Genomic DNA, 6,992 nt, shown 5'->3' on the forward strand with positions numbered 1-6,992 from the left:
CCAAAAGTAGAAGTCGCTTCGTGTATGATGCACTAAGGTGCATCATACCAAAATACCTCACTCCCCCACCGCACCCCCAGCCTTCTTCCAGGCATCAATCCCACCCTCAATATGGCACGCACTCCCCACCCCGGCATCCTGCGCCGCCTGCACAGCCATCGCCGACCTCTCCCCAAACGCACAGTAAAACACCACCCTCTTCCCCGTCGCCACCGCCAGCTCATGCAGCATCCCGCCGGCTGACAGGTTCTCCTGCAGATCCGCATAGGGCGCATGCAGCGCGCCCGGTATCACCCCATGCCGCTCCCGCTCGCTCCTCTCGCGCAGGTCAACGATAACGACATCAGGCCGCCCGCGGAGAACAAGCGCGTCCTTCGCAGATACCGCCCAGCCCTTGCGGGCGATTTCGTCCTGGTGGAGGCCGATGTGGATGTTGGCGGGGACGGCGACGTCCATCATCTTGGGGTTGGGCAGGTGCAGGTTGTTCATCAGCTCGGCATATTCCTCGACCGATTTCACCTGCAGGCGCGGGTTGAAGCGTTTTTCCTCGCCGATGGTGGAGACCGTGTCGCCCTTGTAGTCATGGGCGGGGAAGAGCAGCGTTTCCTCCGGCAGGCGGAGCAGCTTATTGAAGATCGAGTCATATTGGGCGCGGGGATCGCCGTTCTGGAAATCGGTGCGCCCCGTGCCGCGGATGAGCAGCGTGTCGCCGGTGAAGATGCGGTCGCCCATCAGGTAGGAATAGGAATCGTCCGTATGGCCGGGCGTATAGAGCACGTCGAGGCTGAGGCCCTCGATGCCGACGCGGTCGCCTTCGGAAACCCGCATGGCCACGACATCCGCCTTGGTTTGCTCGCCCATCACTGTGATGCAATGCGTCTGGTCGCGCAGCGCGCCGAGGCCGGTAATGTGGTCGGCATGCAGGTGGGTATCCACCGCCTTGACCAGCTTCAGGTCCAGCTCGCGAATGAGCTGCATGTAGCGGTCCACCTTTTCCAGCACGGGATCGATGATCAGCGCCTCGCCGCCGCGCCTGGAGGCGATGAGATAGGTGTAGGTGCCGGAAACACTGTCGAAAAGCTGTCTGAAAATCATCTGTCCACTCCGTTGCTGGCTTGGTCGTCCCGGACCTGGGCTGCGAACTGCATCGGACCTATCAGCAGATCATAATATTGCGCCGGAAAAAGCGGAAGGAGCGACAGGGACGAACCGCATGGCCCGCCCCTCGCCTAATATTACTAGCTGCCGTAAGGCGATGTAGCCTTTCCCTTACGTAAGCCCCTGCATCTCAGGTCAGGTCGCTGCCTTTCAGGTCAGCCCTGCCTCTCAGGTCAGATCGGCTGCGGCACGATGCGGATATAGGCTTCGGCCTCCTTCCGGTCCCGTGAATAGAGCGGCTTTGCCGCATCGTGGGAAACGGATATTCGCCTCGGTGTCCGGGTCAGGTAAACGAATCGCAGACGGGCGTTGCGGTTTGAGCAGTCAAAAAGTCACACAAATCGCCGTTTTTACTGTGCAAAGATTGCGTAAATGCCCGGCGGAAAGTACCGCCGGGCATTTATTAAGCAATAGCTGAAATAATTTCCCCGAGATTTAAAAAGTGAAATTGCGGTTCCATTATTCCAGCCTACAATGCTCCACGCTGGATGCTGCAAACCCAGTGGAGAAGGGTTGCCCACAGCTCTAAATCGGGCCTCCCTTCTCCTTCCATACCGCAAGCGCCGATATGTTGCTATTACGTGCGTAACATCGTGAACAGGCATTGAAGAAATCCCCAGGACGGACCGGGGGCTGCACGATGACGTGATCTCCTTTTTATTGAAGAACACAATCTGCGCCCTAGAACGTTCCCGGGGGACGTTTGAGGGAATGTCGATGATCAGAGATAAAATGTCGGCGAGCCAGACGCCGATGCAGGAAGAAGATGTCGCTCTTTGCCAGCGCGTCTTTGAGCATATCTGCATGGCAAGGCATATCGCCAGCAATGACGAGCGCGAGGAACTGGCCATCCAGATCCTGCATTTCTATCAGCATGGGGTGAAGGACCAGGGGAGTCTGGAGCGCCTGTTGCTGTAAGTCAGGAGACGGCACATTGCGGAGGGTGTGCGCCGTGCGGCGCCACCTCTAGCTGCCGGCGGCGCCTTCGTCATGTCAGGGCCTGTCCACGATATCTGCAGCGGGCAGACTGCCTTTTGCGCCTATGCTACACTCCCGCTCGAGAGCATGCTCATCGAGGGGACCGGCATGGAACGCAAGCTCGCCGCTATTCTCGCCGCCGATGTCGCCGGTTATTCGGCGCTGATGGAGCAGGATGAGGCCGGCACGTTCCAGCGGCTGAGGGCGGATCACAAGGAGCTGCTGGAGCCGGAAATCCGCAAACATAATGGCCGCATCTTCAAGCTGATGGGCGATGGATTGCTGGCCGAATTCGGCAGCGTCGTCGATGCGGTGGAATGCGCCGCCGCCCTGCAGCGCGGCATGATCAGGCGCAATGCCGGCGCTTCCGAAAACACCCCGCTGGAAATTCGGATTGGCATCAATCTCGGCGAAGTGATCGTCGAGGGCGGGGATCGTTATGGCGAGGGCGTGAATATCGCCGCCCGTCTGCAGGCCCTTGCGGAGCCCGGCGGCATCTGCGTGTCGGGCAAGGTTTCGAAGGAGGTTTCCGGCAAGCTCGCCTTTGCCTTCGAGCCGATGGGCGAGCAGCGGGTCAAGAATATCGCCGAACCAATCGCCTGCTACCGCGTGAATTTCGATCAGGGCATGTCTTCCCGCACCGAGCCGCGAGCGCTGAAGAAAATATCGATTGCCGTCCTGCCCTTCAGCAACATGAGCGGCGACCCGGAGCAGGAATATTTCTCCGACGGCATCACCGAAGACATCATCACCGACCTCGCGAAAATCTCCGACCTGCATGTCGTCGCCCGCAATACGAGCTTCACCTATAAGGGCCGGGCCGTGAAGATCGAGCAGGTGGCCCACGAACTCGGCGTCGCCTTCCTGCTCGAAGGCAGCGTGCGCAAGGCCGGCGCCCGCGTCCGCATCACCGGGCAGCTCGTCGACGGCAGGGATGGCAGCCATCTCTGGGCGGAGCGCTACGACCGCGAACTGACCGATATCTTCGCCATACAGGACGAGATCGCCCACGCTATTATCGAACAGCTGAAGGTCAGGCTGCTACCGGGCGAGAAAGCGGCGATCAACACCGCGCCGACGGAAGATGTCGAGGCTTACACCTATTACCTCCGGGGCCGGCAATTCCTGCACATGTGCTCAAGATCCTACATGCTTTTGGCGCGGCGCATGTTCGCGAAGGCAGCCGAGATCGACCCAGAATATGCGCGCGCCTATGCCGGCATCGCGCTCTGCGATTCCGTTCTCCGCTCCTGGCAATATGCCGATATCTCGATAGCAGGCATTCTCGCGACGAGCGCCAGGGCGCTGGAACTCGATCCCGATCTCGCCGACGCACACGCCTCGCGCGGCCTCGCCCTCCAATATGGCGGACAGCGCGAACAGGCCGCCGCCGAATTCGAGCTTGCCCTGAAGCTCGATCCCGATCTGCATGAGGCAAACTATTTCTTCGCGCGCTTCTTCTTCGAAAATGGCGATTTCGAAAGGGCCGCCCTCCTGTTCGAACGGGCCACCCAGCTGCGGTTCGACGACTATCGTTCCGCCGCCCTTCTGGCCTGCGTCTATCTCAAGCTTGGCCGCGACGCTGACATGAAGCGGGCCGGCCGGCTGGGCCTGGAGCGGGCCGAACGCGAGCTCAGCCTGCATCCGGAGAATTCGAGCCCGGCCCAGCTGGGGGCATTGGTGCTGGCCTATCTCGGCGAGCGCGAGCGCGCCAGGGAATGGGCGGCGCGCACGCTCGCCATCGACCCCGATGATCTCAACGCCATGTACAACATCGCCTGCGCCTATCTGAACATGGGAGACCATGAAGCGGCGCTCGATCTCTTGGAAAAGGTCATCCCGCGTGCCTCCGCGCATCGCTATTGGTGGAGCAGCGACCCGGACCTCGACCCGATCCGCGATCACCCGCGGTACAAGCGGCTGGTTGAGGCCGTGATGGCGAGCGGCTGATCAACGCAGTTGACCTCCGCATATGAGCCCTACCTAAAGCCCAGCTGATATGTTCAGGAGGCTATGGTGACGGCACCTATCGAGGATTACGCCCTTATCGGAGATTGCGAGACCGCGGCACTTGTGTCCAGAAACGGCTCGATCGACTGGTTGTGCTTTCCGCGCTTCGATTCTCCCGCCTGCTTCGCCGCCCTGCTCGGCACTGAGGATAATGGCTTCTGGTCGCTCTCGCCCGCGGGCGGTAAATACCGCGTCTCGCGCCGCTACCGCGAAGACACGCTCATTCTCGAAACAGAGTTTCAGACCGAGACCGGCACCGCCCTTCTCACCGACTTCATGCCGCTGCGCGATGGAGCGAGCGATCTGATGCGCATCGTCGAGGGCAAAAGCGGCACCGTCGCCTTCGATATGGAGCTCAATCTTCGCTTCGATTACGGGCGAACCGTTCCCTGGGTCACGCATGGCGAGGATGGAGGCATCACTGCCATTGCCGGGCCCGATAGGCTGACGCTGAACTGCGCCGTGCCGCTGGAAGGCCGCGGGTTGAGCACGGTCGGCGCCTTCCAGGTCGCGGCTGGCGAGCAGCAGATCTTCACGCTCACCTGGTCCCCCTCGCATCTGCCGCCGCCGGCCCAGCGGCAGGTGGAATATGCACTGCCGGACACGGAGGAATTCTGGTTATCCTTTGCCGCGAAATGCCCCAAGGTGGGCAAGTGGACGGATCAGGTGAAGCGCTCCCTCATCACGCTGAAGGCGCTGACCTACATGCCGACAGGCGGCATCGTCGCGGCCGCCACGACCTCCCTGCCCGAAAAGATCGGCGGCCCGCGCAACTGGGACTACCGCTATTGCTGGCTGCGCGACGCGACGCTGACCCTGCTCGCCCTGATGAAGCTCGGCTATTACGAAGAGGCTCAAGCCTGGCGCCGCTGGCTGCTGCGGGCCGTCGCTGGCGCGCCGGCACAGATGCAGATCATGTATGGCGTCGCCGGCGAGCGCAACCTGCTGGAATGGCAGGTGCCCTGGCTGCAGGGCTACGAAGGCTCCGCACCCGTGCGCATCGGCAATGCCGCCGCCGAACAGGTGCAGCTCGATGTCTATGGCGAGGTGGCGGATGCCATGCTGCAGGCCCGCAAGGGCGGCCTGCCGTCGCATCCGCGCGAGCGCGAACTGGCGAAGGCCATTCTGCCCTTTCTGAAAAAGGTCTGGGTCGAGCCCGACGAGGGCATATGGGAGGTGCGCGGCCAGCGCCAGCATTTCACCTATTCCAAGGTCATGGCCTGGGTGGCCTTCGACCGCGCCGTCCAGATTGCCGAGGCCGACGGCGAGCCCGAAGGCGCCGCCCGCTGGCGCGCGCTCGCCGATCGCATCCATGCCGAGGTCTGCGAAAAGGCGTTCAATGCCGAGCTCGGCTGCTTTACCCAGGCCTACGGCTCCAGGGCGATGGATGCCAGCCTGCTGCATCTCGGCATGGTCGGCTTCATTGCGCCCGATGACCCGCGCTATATCGCGACCGTCGAGGCGGTGGAGCGCAAACTGCTGCGCGATGGCCTGCTGCTGCGCTACGAGACGCAGGAGGTGGATGACGGCCTGCCGCCAGGCGAAGGCGCCTTCCTCGCCTGCAGCTTCTGGCTCGTCGACGCCCTCAACATGATCGGCCGCCGGGACGATGCGCTGCGCCTGTTCGAACGGCTGCTTGATATCTGCAACGATGTCGGGCTGCTGGCGGAGGAATATGACCCGGGTGCCAAGCGAATGCTCGGGAATTTTCCGCAGGCGTTCAGCCATATCGGGTTGATCAATAGCGCCCTGAACCTGGCGCGGGCGGAAGGGCCGGCGGATCAGCGGTCGGCTTGATGGTGGGGATTCGAGACTATGCCGTCTGCTTCACATAGATCTCGGGATCGAAATCAACGCGCCTGGCCTTGCCGTCGGGCGTTTTCAGGACAAGCTCGACGCCTCCACCGATAGAATGCATGTAGCGCACGATCGACGACAGAAGCACGTCGTCAGCGCTTTCGATCTTCGAAACGGTATTCTGCGTCATGCCGGCACGCGCGGCGACTTCCTGCTGCGTTGCCTGCATCGCCTTGCGCACTTCCGCCAGCGCCTTGCCCAAACGCCGTTCCTGACGTTTCGCATCGAGACGGGCGCGAACATCTTCGGGAAGTTCCTCGCGTAATGTCTTCCAGTCAGTCATTTTTCTTTTCCTTCAGCCATGCCGCAAACCGCGCATCGGCCTTGTTGATCAGCTGCCTGTAAAACAGTGCCTCGCTCATGCCCTGCTTGTCGCCACCACAAAGGATGATGGCGCTCTGCGCGGGGTCGAAGGCGAAAGCAAATCGCCATACCTGTCTTGCAAACCGGACTCTGATCTCTTTCATATTCGCATGAGCAGAACCCGAGAGCGTATCGACCTCCGGACGCCCCAGAAACGGACCGTCATCTTCCAGATGGTCCAGCACTTCACCGACCAGCTCCTTCAATCCCATATCGAGCTCTTTCCATTCAGGAATGAAATCGGGATGGAATTGGACCCTGTATGGCATTTGTTATCTCGCAAAATATATATTTAAAGATATAAAATCAAGTTTGTTCTGTCTCGAATTGGAAGTTGCTTTTGCAACGGCACGCTCCACCTCGCTTTGGGCACCGACGCCAACCCCAACCCTCCCTCATTCCTGTGCTTGTCACAGGAATCCAGCCGGCTTGCGTCTGCAAGCCGAGAAGACTCCTTAAAACGTGTCCAGCATAGGCTATTTTCAAAAGCCGTTGGGTCGCAAGATTCTTCCGCCGCGTGGACACGCGGCTGCTGGATTCCTGTGACAAGCACAGGAATTGTCTGTTGGTTTCGTGCTTTACTGGATGGGAAGCATGGATGATCCCCGAGGTGGCCGCCCCGGGGA

General features: G+C 60.9%; 6 protein-coding genes. 3 read left to right on the forward strand and 3 right to left on the reverse strand.

Going from position 1 to position 6,992, the window contains the following annotated elements; all coding sequences use genetic code 11:
- Positions 1-57 precede the first annotated feature (57 nt).
- A complete protein-coding gene (locus J2X71_RS29955; protein ID WP_310387994.1) occupies positions 58-1,095 on the reverse strand; it encodes an MBL fold metallo-hydrolase in 1,038 nt (345 codons plus the stop codon).
- A gap of 780 nt (positions 1,096-1,875) precedes the next feature.
- On the opposite strand from J2X71_RS29955, the gene J2X71_RS29960 reads away from it, so the two are divergent.
- From J2X71_RS29960 to J2X71_RS29970, 3 genes are all read left to right on the forward strand, one after another.
- The gene (locus J2X71_RS29960; protein WP_113323600.1) at positions 1,876-2,076 is read left to right on the forward strand and encodes a hypothetical protein; all 201 of its coding nucleotides are present in this window, start codon (positions 1,876-1,878) and stop codon (positions 2,074-2,076) included.
- Positions 2,077-2,244: 168 nt separating this feature from the next.
- On the forward strand, positions 2,245-4,086 hold the full coding sequence (locus tag J2X71_RS29965) for a TPR end-of-group domain-containing protein (RefSeq protein ID WP_310387997.1): 1,842 nt from the start codon (positions 2,245-2,247) through the stop codon (positions 4,084-4,086).
- 66 nt (positions 4,087-4,152) lie between these two features.
- Complete coding sequence (locus tag J2X71_RS29970) at positions 4,153-5,943, forward strand: glycoside hydrolase family 15 protein (RefSeq protein WP_310388030.1); 1,791 nt, start codon at positions 4,153-4,155, stop codon at positions 5,941-5,943.
- 16 nt (positions 5,944-5,959) lie between these two features.
- Here J2X71_RS29970 and J2X71_RS29975 read toward each other — a convergent pair whose 3' ends face one another.
- Together J2X71_RS29975 and J2X71_RS29980 are read right to left on the reverse strand one after the other, a co-directional pair.
- The gene (locus J2X71_RS29975; protein ID WP_037103088.1) at positions 5,960-6,286 is read right to left on the reverse strand and encodes a helix-turn-helix domain-containing protein; all 327 of its coding nucleotides are present in this window, start codon (positions 6,284-6,286) and stop codon (positions 5,960-5,962) included.
- Entirely contained in the window at positions 6,279-6,635 is a 357-nt protein-coding gene (locus tag J2X71_RS29980; protein WP_310387999.1) for a type II toxin-antitoxin system RelE/ParE family toxin, read from the reverse strand. Before J2X71_RS29980 ends, J2X71_RS29975 begins: the two co-directional genes overlap by 8 nt.
- Between the last annotated feature and the right edge of the window lie 357 nt (positions 6,636-6,992).

The organism is Rhizobium sp. 1399, assembly GCF_031455475.1.
GTDB lineage: Bacteria > Pseudomonadota > Alphaproteobacteria > Rhizobiales > Rhizobiaceae > Rhizobium.